We start from the raw sequence: 26,398 nt of genomic DNA, 5'->3' as shown, positions 1-26,398 counted from the left end.
CTCTTTCAGACGTGGACTACCGCATTGCCCAAAGACTCTCGCAGAACCGCATGACGAAAGAATACAAAGGAATGAATTGGGACAGACAGATCGAGCACGAGAAAACTTCCATCCGCTGCAAGGTGGAGCATCCGTTCCTCATTGTGAAGCGGCTGTTCCAAGCGGGCAGGACAAGGTATCGTGGCATCAAGAAGAACCTGCTCCGTTACTATCTACTCTTTGCATCGGCGAACCTCGTCATGTGTTTGAGGGCAGGAAGGCAGAGGGCGTTCTGCATGACAATGGGATAAGTGCGCCCTTTTTCCAAAATTTCCCGGTGAAACGGGCGATTCGGGGAAGAAAAAGGGGCAATGAGAGCAGTATTGCACGCTCTTTTGTATTGCAATTTGTGAAATTTGTGTCTGCGGATCAGCTGGCTGTGATTATCCACTATTTATCAGTGATTCCTTAGGAGCATCGCTGTACTCATTTTCCCGCAACATTTATCATAGAACCGAATTTCCCCGAACGAATTATATCACAGAAATGTACGTGGATGTCAAGGCGCGTAGCAAATGTAACGGATTATTTTCAGCAAAGTATGATAGAATGGACACTCTAATGAAAAATTTATGATAGGAGATATATAATGAAGGAATGCAAAATGAAAGACAGCCGCATCGTCATCAGTGAGGTCATGATGCCGAGCCAGACGAACCCGAACGGGAATGTGCATGGCGGCGAAATTATGAAGTTGATGGATTCGGCGGCATATGCGGCGGCGCGGCGGTATGCGCGGTCGAACGTCGTAACGGCACGCGTGGACGAGCTGGAGTTCCACCTGCCCATCCGCATCGGCGATCTCGTCGTCGTGACGGCGGACATCGTCTATGTCGGGCACAGCTCGATGGAGGTCGCCGTCAACGTCATCGTCGAGGACTTGGACGACGGCGGCGAGCCGCAGCTCGCGCTCTCGGCGTATTTCACCATGGTTGCGCTCGACCGCAACGCACGGCCGAAGTCCGTGCCGCCGCTCACGCTCGATACCGAGGAGGCGCGTGCCGCCTTCGAGGAGGGCAAACGCCGCTATGAGGCGCACAAGGCACGCAAGCGTCGTGCTGTCACGCCTGCGGGCGGCTGTGTCTGCGATGCCATCGCGCAGCAGACGAAGGAGGGGCAGCAGTAGGGACAGAACCACTGCCGCATCATATGACAGAGAAGAAGCGCAGCGTCACATGGTGCTGCGCTTCCTGTAAGGGGCGTCCGCTCACAGAACCCCCTCAAGACCCAGCAGATATTCCTTCTTGTCGAGCCCGCCTGCGTAGCCCGTGAGGCTGCCGTCCGCTCCGAGCACGCGGTGGCACGGGATGATGATCGAGATCGGATTGCGCCCGACCGCGCCGCCGACTGCCTGTGCGGACATGCGCTTTTTCGTCTTTTGCTCGATGCGTCGTGCGATCGTGCCGTAGCTCGTCGTCGCGCCGTATGGGATCGTTCGCAGAATCGCCCACACCGCCTGTTGGAACGCCGTGCCCGTGGGATTGAGCGTAGGGCTGAAGTCCGGTTCATGGCCGGCGAAATACAGATCGAGCCAACGCATGGCCTCTCCGAATACGGGGAGGTCCTTTTTGTGTGCCGCATCGCATGGCGGACAGCCCGTTTCCCCATCGAAGTACAGCCCCGTGAGGGCTATGCCGTCACTCGCGAGCGTGATGCCGCCGAGCAGGGAGGTGTAGTGTGCTGTGTAGATCATGGGCGTTCTCCTGTCAGTTGATGTAGTTTTCTATTATAAGGGAAATAATTGCGCTGCGATAGTCCCCCGTGTGTTTTCAATCAAAATATGATATAGGAATCTCTTTTTTGTTGCAAAGAATCATTAGGCAACATACCCTATCCTGTGTTATAATTTTCTTATATTTAAAACGTGGGAGGGAAGGCCGTTGTTTGCAAAGACTTATGGTGCGACGACCCTCGGGATAGATGGACGGATTATCGACGTTGAGGTGGATGTGTCTCCGGGGCTGCCGGGCTTTGAACTCGTAGGGCTTCCCGATACGTCGGCGAAGGAGTCGAAGGAGCGCGTACGTAGGCGATTCGCAATTCGGGCTTTCAGCTGCGGCAGGAGCGCGTGACGGTGAATCTTGCTCCTGCCGATGTGCGAAAGGACAGCGCGGGGCTTGATCTGCCGATGGCGGTCGGTCTCCTTGCATCCTATTGGAATTAAACTAAAATTGAAAGGCGGAACAACAAAACATGGCGCAAGAATATGTCGAATTTCCAGCAGCAGGAGAAGTGCATCCAATTCCCGGGAGTAATACTCGGTATCCATATCAACATCAGCTGGATGCGATCCGTGCCCTTGACCATATGGACGAAGAATATGCCAGTTATAGTACTCTTGTGGTACTTCCCACAGGTGGGGGAAAAACGTATACAGCTTCCACTTGGCTGCTTCGTCATGCGCTTGACAAAAGGAAAAAGATTCTCTGGCTTGCCCATCGTCAGACGCTTCTTGACCAAGCTGCTGAATCCTTTCAGAAATTTGCCTATTCCACAGAAATCCCCCACATATCGTTCTTCCGCTATCGCATTGTGTCCGGCTCATCGAATCATGATAAAACAGTCAACATTGATCCGAAGGATGATTTGCTTATCATAAGTAAGGACAGTATTGGCAGGAAGTCCAATCTGGAGCGTCTTGAGCCGTGGCTTGCTGGAGAGAAAGAAATTTTCCTCATAGTGGATGAAGCCCATCACTCGACGGCAAGAACATATCGGAGAGTCATTGATTTCGTCAAGGAAAAGGTGGAGCATGTTAAACTGATTGGTCTCACGGCTACACCTTTTCGTACTGCTAAGAATGAGCAGGGGCTTTTAGCGCATATCTATAAAGATGGCATGTCGGATGGCAAATCGAAGAAAAATGACATAGGCATTGTCTACAAAGTTGACCTCAAGGAGCTCATCAATCGGCAAATTCTCTCTCATCCTCATTTTGAAACATACTATACGGATGAGGAATATGGCAGAGATTTGGGGCTTGAAGCATGGGAAAGCATCCAGCATCTTGACACACTGTCTCCTGAACTGTCTCAAAGCATCGCGGAGAGCGGCCCACGCAACAAACTGATTGTGGATACCTATTTGAAGAAGGCTAACGAATATGGGAAGACCATTGTCTTTGCCGTCAGCGTTAACCATGCGATTGCTCTTGCAAAACTGTTCAACAAGGCGGGCATTAAGTCAGAGTACATCGTCTCTTCCATCAAGGATATGGGAACGGGTGCGACCATCAGCGCCAAGGAAAATGATCGTAAACTGGAAGCATTTCGTGCCAGTGATGTGCAGGTTTTGGTGAATGTAAATATTCTCATAGAGGGCGTTGATTTGCCTATGACGAAAACGGTGTTCCTCGCTCGCCCAACAGTATCTACTATACTTATGACACAGATGATCGGCCGTGCTCTTCGTGGCGAAAAAGCAGGCGGAACCAATATGGCCTACATTGTCTCTTTTGTTGACAACTGGAATGAACATATTGCATGGGTAAGCCCAGATACTATTTTTGTTGGAGACAGTGAATGGCCGTTAAAAGATAGTCCGGAGTATAAAAAGCAACAAATTCGATGGATTGCGATTTCCAAAATTGAGGAGTTTGCCGCCATCCTAAACGATGCCATTGACACGGAACAGCTTGAGGCGGTTCCTTTCTGGGAGCGTATTCCTGTGGGTATGTATGCGTTCCAATACATCAACGAGGAAGGGATCGACTTCTCTTATCAGGTCATGGTATATAACAGCACCCAAGACGCCTATGAGAAAATGATGCAGGCGCTTCCAGCTTTGTTTGAGGGCATCGATACCGATGACGAATATCTCTCCGACGACGTGCTGGGCAAATTGGAGTTGGCGTGCAAACAACGGTTTTTTAATCGCGAAATGGTGCCACCCTATGACCCCAGAGATGTGCGGCATATCTTGAAATATTACGCACAGAAGGAATCTGAGCCGAAATTCTATACGTTCGACCAAGTGGACAGAAGCAAGTTGGATGTTCCTGCGATTGCCAAGTATGTTTGGGATGAGGATCTTGGCCCAAAGAAGAAAAAGGACTATCTTGATACACTTTGGGAAGGCGTAGACGACAATCTTCTGCAGCTGTTCTTTTGTAAAAAGATCTATTTCCTTCGCATGGTGGATATTGAGCTTCTGAAACTTTCTGATCCGTAAATTTATGAGGCAGAGACAAATGTGACTTACGATAAAAGAACCTTGGAGTGCCTTCCTTTGGATAAAATCAAGGAAGTAGACCCGGCATTGGAAGAAGAGTTGCGGGAGGGGGCTTTTGCCAAGGCGAAATTTGATTCCGGCTATGTTTGTGCTCATTGTGGAAAAGTATTTTCCAATCGGCAATACCTTAATGTAGACCATATTATCCCCATGAACAAGGGTGGACGCTCTGTGCTCGAGAATTTGCAGATCCTTTGCCGTAGCTGCAACGGAAAGAAGGGCGATCAATCGGAAGGGGAATACTGATGGAGGAACTCCTATACACTGCCTTGGATGTAGCCTGCATTATTGCTATGGAGGGATTATCTACCAAGGAAGCGATCCAACTTGCTCATCGGATGCACACAGAGGATAAATCCTTTTTGTCGATGGAATATCGGCAAAACTATCGAAAATGGCTGTTGGACATCCTGTATTGGTCGGACTATATGCAGGATAAAATCATTCTTGATGCCGAGTTCCCGTCAGTGCAGAATCTATCTGACGGAAATTTGGATGTATCTGCATTGATGTATGATGATTTTAATACAGATCTCTTTTTCAAGAAACTGCGTGTGCAAATTCTTTATCTTGGAAAAAAAGATTACGCCCGCATGAAACTCAGGACGTTAATGGCGGAATATGGATATCAACGCCGCTCGAAGGAGTTTATACGCTTCCTAAAAATTCGGCTCGTTTTTTACCATATTCAAACGGCACTTCGAGGGAATGAGATCTGCGATGTGGAGACGATGGACTGCCTTGATGATATGATTACATTCCGTGTGATATAACGAGAGGGGCATTGTAGTATACTCCCGTAAACTCATACAACAGAGATTCCATTCGTCACCTCTGACGTTTGGAATCTTTTCTTTTGCAAAGAATCATTAGGCAACATACCCTATCCTGTGTTATAATTTTCTTATATTTGAAACGTAGGAGGGAAGGCCGTTGTTTGCAAAGACCTATGGTGCGACGACCCTCGGGATAGATGGACGGATTATCGATGTGGAGGTTGACGCTTCTTTTGGTTTGCCCGGATTTGAGCTGGTGGGGCTGCCCGATACGTCGGTGAAGGAATCGAAGGAGCGCGTGCGCACTGCGATTCGCAACTCCGGCTTTCAGCTCCGGCAGGAGCGCGTGACGGTGAATCTTGCGCCTGCCGACGTGCGAAAGGACAGCTCCGGACTTGACCTTCCGATGGCGGTGGGACTGCTCGTCGCCTATGGACTGGTGCCGGCAGAGTCTGTGGAGCACGCGCTCTTTTCCGCGGAGCTTTCGCTCGATGGGAACTGCCGTCCCGTGAGCGGCGTTCTGCCGATGGCGATTACAGCGCGGGAGCGGGGGCTGACGGATTTTTATGTTGCAGGCAAAAACGTGGACGAGGCGCTTCTCATCGACGGACTGCGCGTCTATGCCGTGGAAAATCTCGCACAGCTCATTCGCCATCTCACAGGGGAAGTCACACTGACGCCCGCCGTTCCCACACAAACGAAGCAGTCGGAAGACCCCATCTTTGCAGATGACTTCGCGGATGTGCAGGGACAGTATCAGGCAAAGCGCGCCTTGGAGATTGCGGCGGCAGGGGGTCATAACGTCCTCATGGTCGGTGTGCCGGGCTCGGGCAAGACAATGCTTGCACGTCGCATGAGTTCAATTCTGCCGGAGATGACGAAGGAAGAGGCCATCGAGGTCACGAAGATCTACAGCATCTCGGGGCTGCTCGGGAAGGAGGCGGGACTCGTCACGCACCGCCCGTTCCGCAGCCCGCATCACACCTCGTCAACGGTTGCAATGATTGGCGGCGGGAGCGTGCCGCGCCCCGGCGAGGTGACGCTCGCACATCACGGCGTTCTGTTCCTCGACGAGCTGCCCGAGTTTAGCAAGAAGACGCTCGAGGTACTGAGAGAGCCGATTGAGGACAGAACCATCACCGTAGCGCGCGCGAACGCAACGCTTTCATTCCCGTCGAGTATCATCCTCATTGTGGCGATGAACGACGTAACATCAATAACGATACAATGTAATGAGATTGGGAGAGTAGCTTGATCTCTTATGTGAAGCTGTGACATTTGTAGTATGGAGAGAAGATGAGTAATTTATTTATTATAGGGAATGGGTTTGATTTGTCACATGGTATAAAAAGCTCCTATAAAGATTTTCGTGAATATCTGAAGAGGAAATATGCTCCAACAGAACATGAAATATATGATATCCCAACGATTAATTTGGAGCATATCTATGATTATAGTGATATAGCAGATTTTTGGTTTAATGTTTTTGATGCAAATAATGATATAGAATGGAGCAAGTTTGAGGACTCTTTATATGGACAGTATTATGGTGATTGTTTCTCTGAAATGGTCATGGATAGAGATGGGGAAGAGAATCTCTTAAAGACTGCAGGAAACAATGAGCCATTATCGAAGTCAATAGTTAAGATTGTTCCTTTTATAAATCAATTCTTTACAGAGTGGATAAACCAAGTAGTAATTGATAATGTAAAGCCTAGAAAAGAATTTCAGGAGCTCATTGATCACAATAAAGATATCTTCTTTTCCACAAATTATACGCTCACGTTGGAGAATGTTTACAATATAAGAAAAGTATGTCATATTCATGGAAAACTTGGAGAAGATTTCATATTTGGTCATGGAGAAGATGATTCGCTTTACGAAAAATATGAGCAAGAAAATATTGGAACGGAGGGGTATCTTTCTGATATTGATAGGATGCTTAGAAAAAACGTACAGAACGCATTGAAAACTCATCATAGTTTTTTTGAGTTCCTTGGCAAAACTCCTGTTGAAAAGATATATTCGTATGGTTTTTCATATGGAAAAGCTGACTTAATATATGTGCAGGAGATAGCGAAGTCATTGAGTAGAAACGTAGTATGGTATTTAAATAGTTTTGATGATACAAATGGTCGCAATAGCACATTTGAATACTCCATAAGAGCGTGTGGATTTAGAGGAGGTTTCGATAGATTCGGTTGATGAGGGAGAATCCGAACTGTTACCCGGGGGAATTCGCCATAAATGTGCGAGTCCCCCTCGTTTTTTGTAAAAAACAGTGAATGAAGTATAGAATGTGTTCATAAGGGACTAGACCATCTACATTATGGAAATGTGTATGCTAACTAATTTGACGATAGACTAGTATTGTGCTATTATCAGACTAAAAATAGTCTGGAGGTAAATACTTATGGATCATAATCTTATTTATTTAGATACATATATTCTTCAACAGGATATGCGTATTAGAATGCCAAAGAGCATATTATCAAATTTAAATGTTGAAAAAGGGAAGTCAAAATTCAATATATTTTTTGATAAAAAAAACTCCTGTCTTGTACTAAAAGTGGATGAAGTGACCACAGAGGATAATAAATGAAAAAGGTGAATGATACTCATAATATACGAATTGAACGAATATGGTCTATGCCCAATAAGAATACCTTTGAAATGACGCCTATTAAAAAACTGCTGTCTGAAGAAGTTGACTTGACAAAAATGTGGGTAGACCCTTTTGCCAATCAAAACAAGATAGCAAGTATCACCAATGATCTAAGCAAAGAATATGATACAGATTATCATATGGATGCCTTGGATTTTCTCAATATGTTTGATTCCGAGTCTGTTGATGGTGTTCTTTATGATCCTCCATATTCTCCGCGTCAAGTCAGTGAATGTTATAATAGTGTCGGGTACAATGTCACATGGGATACAACCAAAGCTTCTTTTTGGGGAAATCATAAAAGAGCGATTTCTCGTATAGTTAAGCTTGGAGGAAAAGTTATTACATTTGGATGGAACAGTGGTGGAATAGGGTACAAATATGGTTTTGAGATAGAAAGAATATTACTTATTCCTCACGGTGGTTGGCACAATGATACTATTTGTACTGTGGAAATTAAAACCCATAAAGGTGACTATAGTGCTGTTGTAAAACCAGAAGACAAACAAATGAAGGCGGTTCCCATGCTTACATCACAGGACATGCAGCTAATTGAAGTTCTTCAAAAACTTCCGGCTAACTATTGGGATTTCAAGGAAGAAGACACAAAAACGTACACACATGGCATTCATAATTATCCTGCTATGATGGTTAGTCCGATCAGTAGAAATATCATAAAAATAGTACGTAATATTCAATCTGTAAAATCTATATTTGATCCTTTTGCTGGTTCGGGAACTGTACTCGTTGAAGGAATGCTGAGTGGTATGGATCTAGTTGCTGGTAATGATATAAATCCATTTGCATTGCTCCTTTGTAAGGTCAAAACGACTAGGTTAGATTATCCAAAGCTAAAGAGATCGTGTGAATTACTATTGGAAAATGTACATAATAGGCTATGCGCTAACAAAGAGGCCTTAGAAAAAGTCGATACATACATTTCTGAAACTCTTGAGCTTGATATTTCTGCAAAAAAGGGATGGGCTGACGATGCGCCATCATTACTGCTTGAATTTTGTAATATAAATAAACTGGATATCCAAATCCCCGACTTCAAAAATATTGGATATTGGTTTAGACCGCGTGTTATTTTAGAGCTGGCAATTATCAAATCGGAAATCCATAGAGTCGCTGATTTTGACATTAGAGACTTTATGTTTGTCGCTATGAGTGAATCCATACGTCTTGTATCAAATCGCCGCAATGGTGAATTTAAAATGTTCAGGATGCCAGCTCCAAAAGTGCTAACGTTCAAACCGGATGCTTATACCGAGTTTTCCTCTATTCTCTTACGCAATGTAGAAAAAATGAAAGATTTTTGCGATGCTTTAGACAAAAATGCAGTTGTACCGAAAACAACAATTTACAGTAACAATACTTGTACTTTAGAAGATGTTCCTGATAATTCATTTGACTTAGTAATAACCTCTCCTCCATACGGTGATAGTAGAACTACTGTCGCATATGGTGAGTATAGTCGGCTCTCGCTACAATGGATAAACCTACATAATCTTTCTGAGAAAGATATTATGGGGTTAGATAAAACATTGATGGGGGGAAATAAGTATCGAAATGGTTTTGAGTTTTCACTTCAAAGTGAAACACTGCGAGCATCTCTCTCAAAAATAAAAGACCTCGATATTGAACGAGCCGGTGATGTATACAGCTTTTATAAAGATTTAGATGCTTCGATAAAGAGCGTTGCAGTGAAAACTAAATCCGGTGGCTATCAGTTTTGGGTAGTAGGCAATCGTACTGTAAAAAATGAATTGCTAGAAACAGATGTTATCATTACAGAGCTAGCTTCACAGTATGGTCTAGTTCCTATTTATATAATAAACAGAAATATACCAAACAAAATTATGCCTTCGCGAAATTCGCCTACGAACGAAATAGGGAAGACCCATACGACTATGACCAAGGAGCATATTGTTATCCTTCGAAAAGAATAACCACTATCTCCTTGCTGTTTGAGCATACTGGACCCTAATTGAGATAATGGGAAGAGAAAAAGCCCTCTTGTCGTAAATTCAAGAACGAAACAAGAGGGCTATATTATGTCATGTCTAGTACTAAGTTTTATGGACTCAGCAAATCATAAATCAATCACTTAATGATGGGATATCTCCTGCAAAGGAGGCCACATTGGCCTCAGAAGGGGAGAATACGGACTATTTTTATACGATTCTGTTGTTGTTTTTAAATAACAGAGAATGATCATTTTCTTTGATTCGGAACGCCGTTCCATGATCATGAGTTTGTCCGTCTTTTTGATCATCGTGATATTGTCCTATTCTTAGATCTACGTATATTTTTCCTTGCTCAAGCAAAGTAACAAAAGAGTCATAGTTAAACCCAGAAACCTCATATGCCTCTACAAATTTAAACTCTTCATCTTTCCCAGAACCTTGTGCTTGTGCCTTAGCATAAATAAATTTATTCTTATACTTCTTTTGGAAGGCCGTTCTCAACGCCTCCCTTGTCCAGTACGCATGTTCTGTTTCGGCTCCGTCTATAATTGATATTTGGGTTGGGCTGCAAGAGATTTTAAGACTATGCCCCGTGTTTGCGATTGAGGTAAATCCAGCTGCAGATAGCGTTGCATGAAGAACCTTTTCGTCGTTATTATACGCATCACTTGAGTATCCGAATGTCATTCGCAAAGTATTAATTGCTCCTCGGGGTTGAGGTGTTTTTGTGAAGATAGTAAGCATACTATTAGATCCAAGACGACATGACTTAAGTTCATAGTCACCGAAGTCTGGACCATCGATGTTGTTTTCCTGAATTCCAAGGAGATCCTCTAATGTTTTTCCGATTCCCGTAGGTCCAGATCGGTGGGTTCGAATCCATCCCATATTGCAAATTTTATTATATTCACGAATAAAATCATCCAATGTATGAATCATTTATGATCGTTCCTTTCAGTTAACATCAACAATAACATCAACAACTATTAATGAATTTTCACATTACACATTAGAAGTATTCGACATTTACAGCCTTAGCTCCTGCATATTGATTTTTGTCATTTTTAGTATAGCCTTATCATCATCTCAAAAGAGGAGTTCTACATAGTAAGCCGCTCTCATGTCATGTCTTGATGACACGGGAGCGGATCCTTTATAGGATAAAAATGATCAGAATGAAATACAAATCGGATTATATTCGAATATTATGGGGAGAAATTTTCAACTTTATTGACATGACATCAGATATTTAATGAATATGAGTAGGGATATTACTTATAGGGGCATCTTAGGTGATAATATAGAAAATATTGTAGAGTTAATCATGCGACAAAGATTATTGATGAAAATATAAAAGCAATAAAAATAGTTGACGAGTACATAAATATTTGATAAAATGAGACCATACTTGAAAGAGGTGACAAAAATGCCAACAGATTTCGATAGAACCTTGTTTTTTGACAATATCTCCTATTTGATAAAGAAGCATGATCTAAAAATAGGTGAGATTGAGAACAGTGCAGGAGTTAGTGCCGGATATATTTCTCGTGCCAGCAAGGACGAAAAGTCAAAGCCGGGGGTCGAGTTTGTAATGAAGATCGCAGAGTTGCTGCAGATCAATGTCGACACTTTACTGCGGGCAGATTTGACAAATGCTACGCCGACCGAGAAGTATCTTATGTCGTTCTTGGGCAAGCTCAATAGTGATACCATCACAGATAGTCTTGACTGGATACGGGAATCGAAGGAGGAATTAAATCGGCTGCAGGAAAATCAGTATGGTGATACTGGGCATCCATTATTCAAATTACGTACGTACGATGCATCAAATGATTACGATGAATCAGTCGGAGAAGTTACTCAGGTTGTGTTCGCGTCTCATAACTTTGATTGCAATACGGGGGTGCATAAGGATTGTTATTCCTTACGAATGAAGAACGGTACACTTCTACATCTAATGAATATCTGTAAAACATACTCATCTTTTTCAGATCCTGATACCTTTGCCATAGAAATCTGGATGACCTCGCCGGGACAGGAACCTCAGTTCCTTTGCGATAATAAGGGAGAAGCTACGATTTCTCGCCTTATTGATGGCTTATATACAACCGTCAGTGAGAATATGAGGCATCCAAAAATTGACAAGAACATACGATACGTCATTGATGCATTTATGAAGAATGACTTGGAAGATGATCCACCGGTATTTGACGCAGATGATATCCCATTTTGAGGAGGTTCCTTGTGTATGAAGATACAAATTCGTAGCCTATGCAGCGACTGTGCCAATCCTCCACGCTTCTGCGATGCAATCCTTGAAGAGGATGAGCAAATTTATCTGGTTCGCAAGGATCAGAAAACAAATCGGTATGTCAAAATCCTTTGGGAAGATGTCGTTTACCAAGTGAATAAATTGAAACCACGAAACATGAAGCTACCGCAACATGCCCCGTAAATAACGTGGAGCTAACCGCCGGAGTTATCTGATTCAGCCATAAGGCTAAATGGATAACTCCGGCGGTTTTTTATTTGTCAAAAACTCGCGGCCTTCAATTGTAATTAAGCTAGGAGAGGGGAAGTCTTTTTGAGGAGGGGAAAATAATGAGGTCGTAAATTCTTATATCAAGTGATTCAGTTTAAAACCTCAAAGCCTTGAGATGGCCATTAAAGGCGGCGGGAACATACGAAGACCACATTGCAAAAAAATGCAATGAATACGGCACTTCGATGTCCCACCGTTTACCGCTATGTCCATTTTTAGGTAATTGCGGCCGGTGTACGTCAAGTGCATCGGCCTTCGTTGTATCCCGCTGACCTTGTCTTGTCAGAAAGGATACGACGATGAAGCAGTATTTCATTCCAATGGAAGTTACCTCCGAGACGATCAGGGATTTCGAGATTGATCCCCAAGATATCGAATGGTGGTGGATCGGCAATCGACGGGAAAGCGTTGTGAAGATTCCGGTGACGGAAGAGGTATACCGCGAATATATGCGCCCAATATGGCGTGAACAAAAGGAAGCAACGCGAGCGAAGAAGCTTTGTGTGAATCAGAGCCGTAAGGATGCATGCAACCATGACTGCGATCATTGCACACAGCCTGTGTTCAGGGAATCCTCTATTGACATGATGCCCGAGGAGGCGGTTTCTTCGATGAGCCTCGAGGATTTCTGCATCCAGAAACTCATGATAGAGCAGCTCCTTGAGGCGATGGAAGATCTCGCCCCGGAAGATCGACTGCTTCTCCAACTGATCGGAGAAGGCGAATCCGAGCGTACGATCGCCGACATTCTTGGTAAATCCAAGACCGCTGTTCACAAGCGAAAAGATAAGCTTTTTGCGATACTCCGAAATTTTTTTGAAAATACGGTGACCGTTTCGCCGGTTTCTGTCCGCTCTCCTGTGAAAGGAGGGAAGAGGAATGCGAAGCAAGGAAATCGCAGCCGTTCTCATGGTAATCAGTCTGATTGCCCGTAATGTCGCAAAGAAAATCTTGATGAAAGGAACTGATGGACATGGTTGATCTGAAAGATCTCCCCCAAATGCTGCGCGACGCAGCCGAAGCACTGGAAGCAATACAGTCTGGACAGACAGACGAAAAAGCCGTCTCACTTGAAGCTGTACGCGCTGTTCTCGTGCGTAAGAGTACGGAGGGAAAGCGTGAGGCGGTCAAGGCACTCATTACGAAGTATGGTGCGGATCGATTGAGTAACATCCCCGTCGATGCCTACGCCGGCATGTTGAAAGAAGCGGAGGATCTCTGATGGGGACACACGCATTGTTGTCGCCTTCGGCGGCACATCGGTGGATGAACTGTCCACCGTCCGCTTGCCTTGAACGTGAATTTCCATCTTCATCGAGTGAAGTAGCCGCCGAAGGAACAGCAGCGCACGCGCTCTGTGAGCATAAGCTGCGTAAACTTCTGAAGCTCCGCTGCAAGCGCCCGCACTCGGATTTTGAAGATGATGAGATGGATCGCTGTTCCGATGACTATGTTTCGTTCGTTCAGGAACAGATGGGAGAAATTCCTTCGCCGATGGTGCTTGTCGAGCAGCGTCTTGACCTCACACGTTATGTGCCGGAGGCGTTCGGAACGGCAGACTGCATCATCGTTGGTGGAGACAGGCTCCACATTGTTGACTTCAAATACGGTATGGGCGTACTCGTGGAGGCGGAACACAATCCCCAGATGATGCTCTACGCGCTCGGTGCATTGGATCTCCTCGACGGGATCTATGACATCCAGACAATCTCCATGAGCATCTTCCAGCCCCGCAGGGAAAATGTGTGCACATGGTCGCTCACAAAAGAAGACCTCATCCGATGGGCAAGGGACGACCTTGTGGAGAAAGCGCGTCTCGCTTATGCGGGCGAGGGCGCGTTCTGTGCGGGAGAATGGTGTACGTTCTGCCGTGCCGCTGTCCGCTGCAGAGCCCGTGCGGAGGAGAAACTTCGCCTTGCGAGGGAGGAGTTCAAACTCCCGCCGCTCATTACGGACGAGGAGATCGAAGAAGTCCTCGGCGAGATTCCTGACCTAATCAAGTGGGCAAATGCAATCCTCGTCTACGCAACGGATGCTGCCGTCAATCACGGTAAGGCTTGGAAAGGCTTCAAAGTGGTGGAAGGCCGCTCCGTCCGAAAGTACAAAGATGAAGATGCCGTTGTAAGGGAGGCGAAAGCGGCAGGTTATACGGACATCTTCGATAAGAAACTCATTCCACTGACGCAAATGGAGAAACTCATGGGAAAAGAAATGTTTGCAAAAACACTTGGCGGTCTTATTGAAAAGCCGCCCGGCAAGCCGACGCTCGTTCCGCTTTCAGACAAGCGTCCGGCGATTCACACAGGTAATGTCCGGTCAGAATTCAAAGCTATTACGGAGGTACAGTAAAATGGCAACAAAGAACAAAAACACGAAGGTCATCACGGGCAAGGTTCGTCTCTCCTATGCACATGTCTGGGAGCCAATATCCATCAACGAGGGCGAGGAGAAATACTCCGTCAGCCTCATCATTCCCAAGTCGGATACCAAGACCGTCAAGGATATCAATGCAGCGGTGGATGCGGCAATCGAAGCGGGCATCGGTAAGTTCGGCGGGAAGAAGCCGAACAAGGGAGCGATCAAGCTACCACTGCGCGATGGTGATGTCGAGCGTCCCGATGACGAGGACTACAAAGATGCCTACTTCATCAACGCAAACTCTCGGACGGCTCCGCAGATCGTGAACCGCAAGGTTCAGCCGATTTTGGATCGCGATGAGGTGTACTCCGGGTGCTATGCGCGTGTGAGCATTACGCTCTATGCATTCAACACCAACGGGAACAAGGGCATCGCATGCGGACTCGGGAACATCCAGAAACTCGAGGATGGCGAACCCCTCGGCGGGCGTTCATCGGCAGCATCGGATTTTGAGAGCCTTGACGGCGAGGATGAGGATTTCCTCAGCTGACCAATCGGAATTTGCAGGAATGGGCGGCGGCGCAAGCCGTCGCCTGTTTTTATGGGAGAACAGATATGAAGTCAATCAGTATCGATATTGAGACATTTTCAAGCGTCCCACTTGCAAAGGCGGGCGTATATAAATATGCGGAGGCAGAGGATTTTGAAATCTTGCTGTTCGGATATTCTGTGGATGGAGGAGAAGTGCAGGTTGTGGATCTGGCGAATGGGGAAGAGATCCCGAAAGAGATTCTTGCGGCACTAACGGATGAGACTGTCACAAAATGGGCGTTCAACGCCATGTTTGAGCGCGTATGCCTTTCACGGCATCTAGGCATTCACCTAAAACCGAACGCATGGCGTTGCTCCATGATCTGGGCGGCAACGCTTGGGCTGCCATTATCCCTAAAAGACGTAGGAACGGTGCTGCGTCTTGATCGTCAAAAAATGGAGGAGGGGAAAGACCTCATACGGTATTTCTGCGTTCCCTGCAAGGCCTCCAAAAGCAACGGGGGCAGGACGCGCAATCTTCCTGCGGATGCTCCCGAAAAATGGAAACTATTCACGGAATACAACAAGCGGGATGTGGAAACGGAGATGGCCATTCAAGCGCGGCTGAAGAAATTTCCTGTGCCGGAGAGTGAGTGGGAGAACTACGTCATCGACCAAGAAATCAATGACTGTGGGATTTTGGTAGATACAGTGTTTGTAGCACAGGCGATTCGTTGCGATGAGCGCAGCAAGGCGGTCTGCCTTGAACGGGCACAGAATCTCACGGATCTTGAGAACCCGAACTCTCCGCTTCAGCTTATGGACTGGCTGCACGGGAAAGGACTCTCGGTGGAATCTCTTGCAAAGAGTGAAGTGACCAAAATGCTTAAAACAGCAACGGGAGATGTGCGGGAGATATTGGAACTGCGGCAGCAACTATCCAAGACAAGCGTCAAGAAGTATATGGCAATGGAAGCGGTCACGGGAGCGGATCACCGTGCGCGTGGATTGTTCCAGTTTTACGGTGCAAACAGAACGGGGCGCTTCGCGGGGCGACTTATTCAATTACAGAATCTGCCCCAAAACCATCTCACGAAGCTGAAGGAGGTTCGCACGCTTGTCAAAGACGGTGATTTCGACCTTCTGGATATGCTCTATGACAGTACCTCGGATGTTCTCTCGCAGCTCATCCGCACCTCATTTGTGCCACGCCCCGGCTGCCGCTTCCTTGTCGCCGACTACGCTGCCATCGAAGCAAGAGTTCTCGCGTGGCTTGCGGGAGAGCAGTGGGTACTCGATGTGTTTCAAAAGAACGGAGACATCTACTGCGAAACGGCATCCCGCATGTTCCATTGCACTGTCGAAAAGCACGGCGAGAATGCGGAACTACGGCAGAAAGGGAAGCAGGCGGTTTTGAGCTGTGGATACGGCGGCTCCGTCGGCGCATTGATTGCGATGGGCGCGGTCGAGTCCGGCATGAAGGAGGAGGAACTTCAACCGCTCGTGGATTTGTGGCGTGCATCGAATCCACATATCGTACAATTCTGGTGGGATGTGGATCGTGCCGTCAAGACCTGTGTGAAACGACGCGTTGAAGTAGAAACACATGGCATTCGTTGTGCGTATAAGAGTGGCGTTTTGTTTATACGATTGCCGAGTGGCAGAGAACTTGCGTATGCGAAGCCACGCATCGGAGAGAACCGATTCGGAGGGGAATCCGTCACCTATGAAGGCCTTGGTATGACAAAGAAGTGGGAGAGGATAGAGACGTTCGGCGGAAAACTGGTCGAGAATATCACACAGGCGACGGCACGCGATCTGCTTGTCTGTGCAATGAAACAGTTGCGAAACAGGGGATTTGACATCGTGATGCACATTCATGATGAAATCGTGCTCGAAGTGCCGCATGGAGTCTCCTCAATCGAAGAGATATGCTCCATCATGGCAGAGAATCCACCGTGGGCGAATGGGCTGCCGCTCAAGGCGGATGGATATGAGTGTGAGTTCTATCGGAAGGAATGAAAAAAGCGGTATCTGCCTGACTGACAGATGCCGCTTGCTTTTCGGTTCAACGAAGTGAATCCATAATGTTGATAATGGTTTCGCAGGCCAAGGAAAAATCGACTTCTCTCGCATATTCATAATCGCGCTGATATGTTTTCCAGTGTTGCTGCATTGCTGTACTCTTTACAATCTGCCCCATGATACTGTGATACTGCGGGATTAGGTCACCGGAATTGCGCTTTTGCGAAGTTTCGGACAGTGCTTTATGTAAAGTGTCACGATCAATCTCATGTCCTTTCAGTTTGCTGAGGATGAAAATGTCATAGTAATCTCTTGGACGTGTGTTTTGGTCGCCGCGAGAGATTACTGTCTCCAATTTTTCGGCAAGGATTGTCTCAAGATTGTACGCAAAAATCTCAAACGTACCGTCGCTGAACATCATCGGATAGCTGTATTCGATTGCTTTGGGGGTAATCTTGTCGCCGGTTGTGATGTCCAGTTTTAGAGGAACTTTCATAGGGGGAAAGTTTGCGGTCAGTGAGATGCGGTATCCACCGTAGGCATCGTTTTTTCGGATTTCTCCTAAACCTTGGAAGCTGAAGCTTATATCATCGTCAATGGGGATGGAGATGATCTCCTCGAACATTGTCTTTATGCTGTTCTCGTTTACGGGATGATTTCGGATGGTGGCGTCCATATCCATCGTGGCACGTGAATGAAGACCAACCATCGAGGCAATCAGCAGTCCGCCCTTTAGGATGAAGTTTCCTTGATATCTTGAATGGGCGATGCGTTCCAGGAGTCGCTCCAACATATAGTTTTGCATCACTAGTTGGGCAGGAATGTGCTTTTCCTTTGCCATTTTGCTGATGGCAGCCTTTAATTGCATGGCATTCTTCAAAGCAGTACCTCCAGATACGGCCGTATCTTTTTCTCTACACCGAGATGCTGTGCGTACTCAGAGAGCAGAGGAATGTTTTTTTGCGGACTGTTCGTATAGCGTTTGAATGCTTTTGCGGTGACCTGAATGTCGCCGGTATGATGTGGGCGAAGAATGTCGCAGAGTGTCCGTTCTACGGAGTAGCAGTGCACCGAATTCCCAGCAGGTGACTTTACCTCTGTTATACCGAGCGCATACCACTCCGGCTTCACCTGCGCACAGCGGATTCCTTCCTTTTTTGGATTGGCCAGATTGTAGTTTGTTGGGAAGGTCATATGGTAGGAAATCGGCGTTCGATCCGTCAGATCCCAGAGGAAGAGAGCTGTTTCGTGTGAGAAGACGCCGCGTTTGAATCGTGTTTGCAGATTGAGGAATTCATCTTCCCATATTTCAGGCAGAGTGTATACGCCGCGGGACGGACGGAGCAACTGTCCCCGTTTGACGAGATGTGCCAGCATACTGCGGGACATGCCGGAAGACACAGCTTTCGCTGTTGTCAGCATACCGTTATTTTGATGGACGAGGTTCATGATAACAGCTTGTTGCGTCATGTGAATCACCTCCTAAAAAACTTTCTTGCTTGTATTATATAAATAAACAAGCAAGAAAGTCAATAAAATACGAATTACCATTATATGAAAACCTCGGACTGCGTTCATGTGCAGCCCGAGGTTTTCATATCAAGATTCCGTTGCAGTGATCCATCTCATGTTGAATAATCTGTGCCGTAAAGCCGGAGAACTTGTTTTTCTGCTTGCGAAATTTTATGTCGCGGTATGTGACTTCGACCCATTCATGCCGCATTGTTTTTCTCTGTCCAGGTAGGGAGAGACATCCTTCCTCTGCCTCGTATTGCTCGGAGGATGCTTTTACAATCTCCGGATTCAGCATGACGAGATGAGATTTACCCACGCATACGGCGATGATGCGTTTCTTCTCTCCAATCATGTTGGCGGCAAGTCCGACGCAGTGTCCAACATGGGCTTTGAGCGTATCGAGCAGGTCGTTGGCAATCGGGAGGTCGGATTTCACGGCCTCCTCGGATGGCTGCCCGAGAAACATTGCATCCTTGACGATAGATCGTACCATCTGCCTTATCCTCCTTTGCTTTAGAAATATTCGATTGAACAAATAAATTTTCCTGCAACGGGTGACCAATATGCCTCTTTCTGTCCGCTGTCTTTTGAGAAGGGGACGACATTTCCCCGTCATCGGAGTATTTACAGAGTATTGGAGGAATTTACCATGAAAGATTTGCAGGTTTTGGAACACAGCAGCATCCGGGTCATGACCACGGAACAGCTTGCCGAGGCGTATGGCTGTGATATCCAGCACATCAAACAGAATTTCAACAACAACAAAGATCGGTTTGCGGAGGGAAAACATTACTTCAGGCTTGAAGGAAGTGATCTCAAGGGATTCAAGAGGCAAGTCGAAAATTTCGACCTGCCTGTGAGCAAGTTTGCATCCACGATTTATCTCTGGACGAAACGAGGTGCGGCGCGCCATTGCAAGATGCTCGGGACGAATCGTGCATGGGATGTCTTTGAGGAGCTGGAAGAAAGCTACTTCAATCCTATGAGGAACATGACCCCCGAGGAATTTCTTCTGTACAGTGCGCAGCGTCTGGTGGAGCAGGCGAAGGCAATCAAGGCGGCAAATGAACGGATTGACAAGGTGGACGAGCGGCTTCTTGAGGTCGAGTCCAAGCAGATGACCATCGATCAGCACCACTACACCATCATTGGCTACACCAATCTTATGGGAATCCGTGGTGTGAGTCATGATGTTGCCGCCGGGCTTGGTCGCAAAGCGTCAGTAATGTCCAGAAAGCAGGGCTACCACATCGGTAAGGAGTACGATGCCAAGTACGGCATGGTGAATACCTATCATGTGGATGTACTGCAGGAAGTTTTCAGGCGGTAATGTTTTGTGGACGTATTGAGCAGTTTGTACGGACGTTCGCTCAGTTTTGAGCAAACGTCCATGTAGGCAGGGAGCGTAGTATCATGCAGTATTTCAATGAATCACATTATCCGGATCCGACGGCGGGAGCAGCAATGAGGACGCTCGAGAGGGAGATGAACGCCGCTTTCCCGATCATCTACATATGTTCGGCATACCGTAACAATCCGCGTGTCAATATCATGCGGGCGCGGGAGTATTGCCGCTTTGCCGTTCGGCGTGGGTGTATTCCTCTGGCACCTCATCTGCTGTTCCCACAGTTCATGGCCGAGGAGCAGGATCGCGCTCTTGCGATTCGCATGAATTTTGTTCTCCTGCGCAAGTGCAGGGAACTCTGGGCATTCGGTACGGAAATCACCGAAGGGATGGAGGAAGAGATCGCCAAGGCGCGTTCTCTTTGCATCCCGATACGGTATTTCAACACGAAATGCGAGGAGGTCGTATGGGGATGACCGTCGACGAACTCAAGAAAGAGAAAATCTGGGTCTGTTGGAAGTATGTCCAAAAGGATGGAAAGTCCACGAAGAAGCCCTGTGCCGCAGACGGCGGTATCACGGGATCGAATCATGCATTTCGGGCAAGTTGGGTGACGTTCGAGGAAGCCCGGCGTGCGGCAGAGGCATCGTCCTACAGCGGTGTCGGCTTCATTATCCCGAAGGGAATGTATTTCTTGGACATTGACCACAGGGACGAAGCGGATGCGATGGTGCAGCTGCAGATCCGCAGACATGACACCTATGCCGAGAAATCCGTCAGCGGCAACGGCATTCATCTTTACGGCTGCTGTGACTATGACCGCATTCCGAAAAAGAAGGATGCAGATGGCAAGGAGAAGCTCGACCCGAAATTTTATGTCAAGAATCCGCACAACGGCATGGAGCTTTACGTTGGCGGACTGACCAACCGATTTGCCGTCTTCACGGGGGATGTGCTGCATGGCGTACCGTTTGCCGACGGTACGGAAGCCGTGCTGACCACGCTGCAGAAAGATATGCTGCGGAAGCAGCCCGTGAACTATCGTCCAAATGAGGACGGCGACCGCGCCGTCTTCGACATCGTTTGTTCTTTGCGAAAAGCGAAGAACGGTGGGAAGTTTGCACGGCTCTTCGACCGTGGTGACATCTCGGAGTACGGCAGTGCCTCGGAAGCAGATGCCGCCCTCTGTGCCCTGATTGCCTTTCGGACGGGAGACGATGCGGAGATGATTGATGCGGTCTTTCGTATGTCTGCCCTTTACCGCAAGAAATGGGAGCGTGCGGATTACAAGGCAGCGACCATCCGTACGGGCGTGGAAGCGTGTCATGGCGTGTTCCATGCAGCAGCGATGGAACATCCGGACTTCATTCACTTCAACGCAAAGGGAAATCCCGTCATCAGCTGTCCGGCACTTGCAGATTACATTCGGCAAAACCTGCACTACATTTTCGTTCGGGACAGTGCACGGCATGGCGTGCTGCGTTATGTCTACGAGGGCGGTGTGTACCGTCTCTATGCGGACGATATGCTGAAAGGTCTCATCAAAAACTGCATTGCATCCTACGATTCAGAGATGATTGAGATGCGAAAGGTGGATGAGACGTTTCGCATCCTCACAACGGATCTGAACTACATCAAGGACTCTGACCTCAATGCCGACGAGGACATCATCAACTTCCAGAACGGGATTCTCCATCTCTCCACGATGGAACTGACCGAGCATGCTTCCGACCTGTTATCCACCATACAGATTCCGTGCGCGTGGTCAAAGGAGGAGATTGAGACTCCTGTGTTCGACAACTTCATGCAAACCCTCACGGACGGGAATTCGGAGATTCAGCAGCTTTTGCTCGAGTTCATCGGTGCGTGTCTGTCCAACGTCAAAGGATGGCGTATGAAAAAAGCTCTCTTTATGTACGGTGCGGGGGACACGGGAAAATCCCGTCTCAAATGTCTGGTGGAGCAGCTGCTCGGCAGAGGAAACTACGTCGGCATTGATCTGCGTGAGATCGAGGCGCGGTTTGGTACGGGGCTGATCTACGGAATGCGCCTTGCGGGCAGCTCGGATATGAGCTTCATCACCGTGGATGAACTTAAGACCTTCAAGAAATGCACGGGCGGGGACAGCATCTTCGCGGAGTTCAAGGGGCAGAACGGATTCGAGTTCACTTTCAACGGACTGTTCTGGTTCTGTATGAATCAGCTGCCGAGGTTCGGCGGCGATGACGGACAGTGGGTACATGACCGTATCATGCAGGTACATTGCAAGAATGCTATCCCGCTTGAAAAGCAGGACAGGCTTCTCGGAGAAAAGCTCTATGCCGAGCGTGACGGGATCGTTCGCAAAGCCATCCATGCGCTGCGTGCGGTCATCCAAAATGGTTACCGCTTTACGGAGCCGCAGTCGGTTCTGTCGGCAAGAGAGGAATATATGGTCGAGAACAACTCCGTGCTTGCCTTCCATGCAGAGTGCATGATGAAACGTCCCGAAGGTGCAAAATGCAGCGAGGTCACAACGGGCAAGGTCTACCGCATCTATCAGGCATGGTGCAGGGACAACAACAACGGCTTCGCAAAGACCGCACGGGAGTTCAGAACTACACTGGCTCGGTATTACCATACTGATTTCAGTTCCATGACCATACGGCGAAGTTATGGAAATGTCTATCGGGATCTCCTGCTGAGACCGGAAGCACTTCAGGAATATACAGGCTTCTGGAGTTCACCCGAAGATGATTTTTTGAAAGACTAAGATGCAGGTTGTGGCAGTGCGGTGAGTAAAAACCCACAAGGGTATCACCGTACTCCGCCCCTGTGGTTTTTGGGATACAGACCTTTGGTGACAGAAGTGATACTTCTTATACCCTTTATATATAGGAACAGAGAAAAGAGTGAAGAGTATAGGATATATAAATATATATTATATATATAGTATAGGTGGTGACACACAACACTATCACATGAAATCGGGAAAGCGAGGAATCTCAATGTGTGAATCGGATTTGGAGAAATTCACTAGGTTATACATAAAATTACACGGCGGGCTTGCACTGAAGTTCATATCTCCGGGATGTGCAGGTGTGCCGGATCGCCTTGTGCTCATGCCGGGCGGAAAGATGTGCTTTATGGAACTCAAGGCTCCGGGCAGGAAGCCGCGCCCCTTGCAGGTGCGGCGTATCGAGCAGCTGCGTGCGCTCGGATTCAAGGTCTATGTGGTCGATGGAAAAGAAGAGATTGGAGGAATTATCAATGCACTATGAACCGCATTTCTACCAGACATACGCCAAAGAGTTTATCCTTCATCACAAGGAAGCCGCGATTTTCTTGGATTGTGGGCTTGGCAAGACAGTCATCACTCTTACGGCAATCGAAGAACTCCTGCATGACTTCTTTGAGATCGGCAAGGTGCTCGTTATCGCTCCGCTGCGCGTGGCGCGGGATACATGGCCGTCGGAGATCATAAAGTGGGAGCATACGAAAAACATCTGCGCCTCTGTGGTTATGGGAACACCGAGGGAACGGACGGCAGCACTCATGCGGCGTGCGGATGTATATATTATCAATCGGGAAAATGTAAAGTGGTTGATCGAAGAGAGCGGCGCAGTGTTGGATTTTGATATGATCGTCATAGATGAGCTGTCATCGTTCAAATCTCATCAGGCGAAAAGGTTCCGCTCGCTCCTGAAGCTGCGTCCCTCGGTCAAGCGGATCGTAGGACTGACGGGAACACCGTCGGCAAACGGACTCATGGATCTCTGGGCACAGTTTCGTCTTTTGGATATGGGCAAGCGGCTTGGTAAATTCATCTCCCATTACCGCAATGACTTCTTCCTTCCCGACAAGAGGAACCAGCAGATGGTGTTCAGCTACAAGCCGCACGAGGGTGCAGAGGATGAAATCTACCGACGGATTGAGGACATTACGATTTCCATGCGTTCCAAGGATTATCTCAATATGCCGCAGCTCATCTCAAATAGCGTGTGTGTCGCTATGGATGAGCGTGAACGGGAACTTTATGACCGGATGAAGAGGGACATGGTGGTTGCCCTTGGTGGTGCGGAGATTGATGCCGTTAGTGCGGCGGCACTTTCCGGGAAACTCCTCCAGATGGCAAACGGAGCCGTCTATACGGAGGACGGGAAGTCCGTCCAGCTGCATGACCGTAAACTGGATGCACTCGAAGATCTTGTCGAGAGTGCGAATGGAAAGCCCGTACTCGTCGCGTACTGGTATCGACATGACCTTGAGAGGATCAAGGCGCGGATTCCTGTTCGAGAGATTCGGTCGAGCGCAGACATTGAGAATTGGAATGCAGGAAAAATCTCTGTCGCCGTGATTCACCCAGCATCGGCGGGACACGGACTGAATCTTCAATTCGGCGGCTCGACGCTCATCTGGTTCGGGCTTATATGGAGTCTGGAACTCTATCAGCAGACCAATGCGCGTCTCTATCGGCAGGGACAGACGGGGACTGTGGTTATCCACCATATCATCACGGCAGGGACGATTGATGAGAATGTTATGCAGGCACTTGAACGAAAGGACAAGACACAGACGGCTCTGATTGATGCCGTCAAAGCGAATCTGGAGGTGGCTTCCCATGATGAACTGTGAGGTTCTTGCCAATGCAATCATCGAACAGGCGGCAAAGGATTATCGGTGGGCGCGGACGGTTCTTCGCAAAGCGGCGGAGAATGTCGAGGCGATGGCGATGCGCAGCGACACGGAGCGGTTCTTTCGTTCCGCATGGTTTGGTCAGTTGACGAGTATAAACGGAGAATGGCTTCTGCAACAGTTAGAGGGGGAGTTTGAGTGACAGCAAAAGAGTATCTCAGTCAGGCATGGAACATTGACAATGAAATCCAGAGTATGTTGGAGGAGGTCTCAGTTCTTCGCAGTATGGCAGAAAAGACTACTGCCGTGATTACGGGAATGCCGAGCAATGCAACGAGGAACACGTCCCAACTTTCCGATACCATTGCAAAAATCATCGAACGTGAAGAAAAGATTGACGCTGAGATTGATCGGCTTGTCGATCTGCGTTCCGAGATTTACGAAACGATACAGCAGGTGGAGGACAAAGAAGCACGGCGAGTCCTGTATCTCCGTTACATGGGCTACCGTTCGTGGGCGGAGATTGCGACGGAGATGAAGCTCGGACTGCGACAAATCTATCGGCTTCACGGCGTCGGACTGAAAAATATTTCTCCGATGTCACTAAATGTCACTAAATGGCAGTCGATGTCGCCTTGATGTCACTACCTTGACAGTGATATGATATACTCAGCAAGAATAGGATATGGAATCAGCCTTCTCGGAGAAGCAATTCTCCGCGAGGGCTTTTTTGATGGAGGTGCGCGATGCCGAGAAAGCCGAAACGTCCCTGCCGCATGACAGGATGTCCGAATCTTACAGACCGAAAGAGCTGCTACTGCGAGGCGCACGAGAAAGTTATGCAGCGACACTACGAGAATTTTACGCGCGGGTACGATCAGCACGAGCGTTACGGGAATTCGTGGAAGAAAATCCGTGACCGTCACTTGGCGGGGCATCCGCTTTGTGAGTCCTGCAAGGAGCGGGGCAGATACATCCTCGCAACACTTGTGCATCATATCAGATCTCTCGCCGACGGCGGCACGCACGATAAGAGCAACTTGATGTCGCTCTGCGTATCCTGTCATGAGCGGATTCATCAGCGCGGCAGAGGCGACCACTAGACCCCTAGGGGGCGGTCAAATCTCTAAAACCGCGCCGTTACTGGACCGGGGAGGGGACGCACGCACAAAAACGTCGGTTCAAACAGGGTATTAAAGAATGGGGGCGAGAAGATGGCGCGTGACGGAACAAATCGCGGCGGACGGCGCATCCGGGCGGGAGACAAACCCGAAGCACTGGCAGACAAGATTGCGGGCGGGCGCACAGCGCACATCATGGAGTTCCCAATGACAGAACTGGACGGCACAGACCTTGTGGATGCCGCTGACCTCTACGGTGAGGAGATGCCAATTCCGAGTGAATTCCTGTCTGCACGGCAGAGGAACGGAAAGCCGCTCGGTGCGGATGAGATTTTTCGTGAAACATGGCTGTGGCTCAAGGAGCGCGGCTGTGAGCGTCTTGTGAATCCGCGTCTCATCGAAAGCTACGCACAGGCATTTGCCCGTTTCATCCAATGTGAGGAAGCAATGAGTCAATACGGGCTCATTGGCAAGCATCCGACCACAGGAGGTGCGATTGCAAGCCCTTTTGTTCAGATGGGACAGGCGTTTCAGAAGCAGTCCAATCTGCTCTGGTATGAGATTTTCGACATCGTGAAGCAGAACTGCACCACCACATTCGTCGGCTCTCCGCAGGAAGACAGAATGGAGCAGCTGCTCCGATCGAGGAAGTAAGGAGGGAAGTCAT

30 protein-coding genes and 1 pseudogene are annotated in these 26,398 nt (G+C 47.9%); 26 read left to right on the top strand and 5 right to left on the bottom strand.

Translation table 11 applies throughout. The annotated features are described in order from the left end of the window. Together K341_RS12095 and K341_RS0109010 are read left to right on the top strand one after the other, a co-directional pair. Nucleotides 1-290, top strand: a 290-nt coding sequence (locus tag K341_RS12095) for a transposase (protein ID WP_026762572.1), incomplete at its 5' end; no start/stop codon positions are given. Nucleotides 291-628: 338 nt separating this feature from the next. Next, nucleotides 629-1,165, top strand: a complete 537-nt coding sequence (locus K341_RS0109010; protein ID WP_026762571.1) for an acyl-CoA thioesterase — start codon at nt 629-631, stop codon at nt 1,163-1,165. Nucleotides 1,166-1,246: 81 nt separating this feature from the next. Here the strand turns inward: K341_RS0109010 and K341_RS0109005 are convergent, their stop codons facing one another. Then, nucleotides 1,247-1,732 (bottom strand): methylated-DNA--[protein]-cysteine S-methyltransferase, encoded by a 486-nt coding sequence (locus K341_RS0109005; RefSeq protein ID WP_026762570.1) that lies wholly within the window; start codon nt 1,730-1,732, stop codon nt 1,247-1,249. A 187-nt stretch (nt 1,733-1,919) separates the two neighbouring features. Here K341_RS0109005 and K341_RS11775 point away from each other — a divergent pair. The 8 genes and pseudogenes from K341_RS11775 to K341_RS0108970 all read left to right on the top strand — a co-directional run. Continuing rightward, nucleotides 1,920-2,194: pseudogene (locus K341_RS11775) on the top strand (magnesium chelatase domain-containing protein); the annotation flags it as partial. A gap of 38 nt (nt 2,195-2,232) precedes the next feature. Further along, entirely contained in the window at nt 2,233-4,209 is a 1,977-nt protein-coding gene (locus K341_RS11770; protein ID WP_037349563.1) for a DEAD/DEAH box helicase, read from the top strand. 57 nt (nt 4,210-4,266) lie between these two features. Then, nucleotides 4,267-4,515, top strand: a complete 249-nt coding sequence (locus tag K341_RS12940; RefSeq protein ID WP_037349561.1) for an HNH endonuclease — start codon at nt 4,267-4,269, stop codon at nt 4,513-4,515. Further along, complete coding sequence (locus K341_RS0108985) at nt 4,515-5,042, top strand: hypothetical protein (protein ID WP_021684428.1); 528 nt, start codon at nt 4,515-4,517, stop codon at nt 5,040-5,042. Before K341_RS12940 ends, K341_RS0108985 begins: the two co-directional genes overlap by 1 nt. 160 nt (nt 5,043-5,202) lie before the next feature. Next, a complete protein-coding gene (locus K341_RS11760) occupies nt 5,203-6,300 on the top strand; it encodes a YifB family Mg chelatase-like AAA ATPase (RefSeq protein WP_081657295.1) in 1,098 nt (365 codons plus the stop codon). Between the two features lie 41 nt (nt 6,301-6,341). After that, a complete protein-coding gene (locus K341_RS0108975; RefSeq protein ID WP_026762569.1) occupies nt 6,342-7,250 on the top strand; it encodes a bacteriophage abortive infection AbiH family protein in 909 nt (302 codons plus the stop codon). 208 nt (nt 7,251-7,458) lie between these two features. Continuing rightward, nucleotides 7,459-7,647, top strand: a complete 189-nt coding sequence (locus K341_RS11755) for a hypothetical protein (protein ID WP_037349554.1) — start codon at nt 7,459-7,461, stop codon at nt 7,645-7,647. Further along, the gene (locus K341_RS0108970; RefSeq protein ID WP_211221213.1) at nt 7,644-9,662 is read left to right on the top strand and encodes a site-specific DNA-methyltransferase; all 2,019 of its coding nucleotides are present in this window, start codon (nt 7,644-7,646) and stop codon (nt 9,660-9,662) included. Before K341_RS11755 ends, K341_RS0108970 begins: the two co-directional genes overlap by 4 nt. Nucleotides 9,663-9,887: 225 nt before the next feature. Here the strand turns inward: K341_RS0108970 and K341_RS0108965 are convergent, their stop codons facing one another. Further along, a complete protein-coding gene (locus K341_RS0108965; protein ID WP_026762567.1) occupies nt 9,888-10,619 on the bottom strand; it encodes an MvaI/BcnI family restriction endonuclease in 732 nt (243 codons plus the stop codon). A 487-nt stretch (nt 10,620-11,106) separates the two neighbouring features. On the opposite strand from K341_RS0108965, the gene K341_RS0108960 reads away from it, so the two are divergent. The 7 genes from K341_RS0108960 to K341_RS0108930 all read left to right on the top strand — a co-directional run bounded on the left by K341_RS0108960 (nt 11,107) and on the right by K341_RS0108930 (nt 17,133). Then, complete coding sequence (locus K341_RS0108960) at nt 11,107-11,913, top strand: helix-turn-helix domain-containing protein (protein WP_026762566.1); 807 nt, start codon at nt 11,107-11,109, stop codon at nt 11,911-11,913. Between the two features lie 15 nt (nt 11,914-11,928). Then, nucleotides 11,929-12,135: a hypothetical protein gene (locus tag K341_RS0108955; protein ID WP_037349552.1), complete on the top strand. Its 207-nt coding sequence runs from the start codon at nt 11,929-11,931 to the stop codon at nt 12,133-12,135. A gap of 386 nt (nt 12,136-12,521) precedes the next feature. Next, the gene (locus K341_RS12090; protein ID WP_051217788.1) at nt 12,522-13,157 is read left to right on the top strand and encodes a sigma-70 RNA polymerase sigma factor region 4 domain-containing protein; all 636 of its coding nucleotides are present in this window, start codon (nt 12,522-12,524) and stop codon (nt 13,155-13,157) included. Between the two features lie 38 nt (nt 13,158-13,195). After that, entirely contained in the window at nt 13,196-13,444 is a 249-nt protein-coding gene (locus tag K341_RS0108945; protein WP_248676898.1) for a hypothetical protein, read from the top strand. Next, nucleotides 13,444-14,571, top strand: a complete 1,128-nt coding sequence (locus tag K341_RS0108940) for a DUF2800 domain-containing protein (protein ID WP_026762563.1) — start codon at nt 13,444-13,446, stop codon at nt 14,569-14,571. Before K341_RS0108945 ends, K341_RS0108940 begins: the two co-directional genes overlap by 1 nt. Nucleotide 14,572: 1 nt before the next feature. Beyond that, the gene (locus K341_RS0108935; protein WP_026762562.1) at nt 14,573-15,130 is read left to right on the top strand and encodes a DUF2815 family protein; all 558 of its coding nucleotides are present in this window, start codon (nt 14,573-14,575) and stop codon (nt 15,128-15,130) included. Nucleotides 15,131-15,195: 65 nt separating this feature from the next. Then, a complete protein-coding gene (locus K341_RS0108930; RefSeq protein WP_026762561.1) occupies nt 15,196-17,133 on the top strand; it encodes a DNA polymerase in 1,938 nt (645 codons plus the stop codon). A gap of 46 nt (nt 17,134-17,179) precedes the next feature. Here the strand turns inward: K341_RS0108930 and K341_RS0108925 are convergent, their stop codons facing one another. The 3 genes from K341_RS0108925 to K341_RS0108915 all read right to left on the bottom strand — a co-directional run bounded on the left by K341_RS0108925 (nt 17,180) and on the right by K341_RS0108915 (nt 19,144). Beyond that, entirely contained in the window at nt 17,180-18,016 is an 837-nt protein-coding gene (locus K341_RS0108925) for a nucleotidyl transferase AbiEii/AbiGii toxin family protein (RefSeq protein WP_026762560.1), read from the bottom strand. Further along, nucleotides 18,013-18,606 (bottom strand): type IV toxin-antitoxin system AbiEi family antitoxin domain-containing protein, encoded by a 594-nt coding sequence (locus K341_RS0108920; protein ID WP_026762559.1) that lies wholly within the window; start codon nt 18,604-18,606, stop codon nt 18,013-18,015. Before K341_RS0108920 ends, K341_RS0108925 begins: the two co-directional genes overlap by 4 nt. A 124-nt stretch (nt 18,607-18,730) precedes the next feature. Continuing rightward, on the bottom strand, nt 18,731-19,144 hold the full coding sequence (locus K341_RS0108915; RefSeq protein ID WP_026762558.1) for a peptide deformylase: 414 nt from the start codon (nt 19,142-19,144) through the stop codon (nt 18,731-18,733). A gap of 156 nt (nt 19,145-19,300) precedes the next feature. Here K341_RS0108915 and K341_RS0108910 point away from each other — a divergent pair, with 156 nt between their 5' ends. The 9 genes from K341_RS0108910 to K341_RS0108865 all read left to right on the top strand — a co-directional run bounded on the left by K341_RS0108910 (nt 19,301) and on the right by K341_RS0108865 (nt 26,385). Continuing rightward, nucleotides 19,301-19,981, top strand: coding sequence for an ORF6N domain-containing protein (locus K341_RS0108910; protein WP_026762557.1), 681 nt, complete (start codon nt 19,301-19,303; stop codon nt 19,979-19,981). Nucleotides 19,982-20,064: 83 nt separating this feature from the next. Then, the gene (locus K341_RS0108905) at nt 20,065-20,472 is read left to right on the top strand and encodes a DUF7768 domain-containing protein (RefSeq protein ID WP_037349550.1); all 408 of its coding nucleotides are present in this window, start codon (nt 20,065-20,067) and stop codon (nt 20,470-20,472) included. Further along, nucleotides 20,463-22,748 (top strand): phage/plasmid primase, P4 family, encoded by a 2,286-nt coding sequence (locus K341_RS0108900; RefSeq protein WP_026762555.1) that lies wholly within the window; start codon nt 20,463-20,465, stop codon nt 22,746-22,748. The genes K341_RS0108905 and K341_RS0108900 overlap by 10 nt, the downstream gene beginning before the upstream one ends. A 328-nt stretch (nt 22,749-23,076) precedes the next feature. Next, complete coding sequence (locus tag K341_RS0108895; protein WP_428829699.1) at nt 23,077-23,256, top strand: VRR-NUC domain-containing protein; 180 nt, start codon at nt 23,077-23,079, stop codon at nt 23,254-23,256. Then, complete coding sequence (locus K341_RS11745) at nt 23,246-24,610, top strand: DEAD/DEAH box helicase (RefSeq protein ID WP_037349546.1); 1,365 nt, start codon at nt 23,246-23,248, stop codon at nt 24,608-24,610. The genes K341_RS0108895 and K341_RS11745 overlap by 11 nt, the downstream gene beginning before the upstream one ends. Further along, nucleotides 24,600-24,812, top strand: a complete 213-nt coding sequence (locus K341_RS0108880; RefSeq protein WP_026762552.1) for a hypothetical protein — start codon at nt 24,600-24,602, stop codon at nt 24,810-24,812. Before K341_RS11745 ends, K341_RS0108880 begins: the two co-directional genes overlap by 11 nt. Continuing rightward, entirely contained in the window at nt 24,809-25,249 is a 441-nt protein-coding gene (locus K341_RS0108875; protein WP_026762551.1) for a hypothetical protein, read from the top strand. The genes K341_RS0108880 and K341_RS0108875 overlap by 4 nt, the downstream gene beginning before the upstream one ends. A 107-nt stretch (nt 25,250-25,356) precedes the next feature. Continuing rightward, the gene (locus K341_RS0108870) at nt 25,357-25,713 is read left to right on the top strand and encodes an HNH endonuclease signature motif containing protein (RefSeq protein WP_026762550.1); all 357 of its coding nucleotides are present in this window, start codon (nt 25,357-25,359) and stop codon (nt 25,711-25,713) included. Nucleotides 25,714-25,824: 111 nt separating this feature from the next. Then, complete coding sequence (locus K341_RS0108865) at nt 25,825-26,385, top strand: P27 family phage terminase small subunit (RefSeq protein WP_026762549.1); 561 nt, start codon at nt 25,825-25,827, stop codon at nt 26,383-26,385. The last annotated feature ends 13 nt before the right edge of the window (nt 26,386-26,398 follow it).

The organism is Centipeda artemidis DSM 19719 (assembly GCF_000426665.1).
Classification (GTDB): domain Bacteria; phylum Bacillota; class Negativicutes; order Selenomonadales; family Selenomonadaceae; genus Centipeda; species Centipeda artemidis.
Note: the sequence above shows the minus strand (reverse complement) of the source record. Positions and strands in the feature narration are given on the sequence as shown.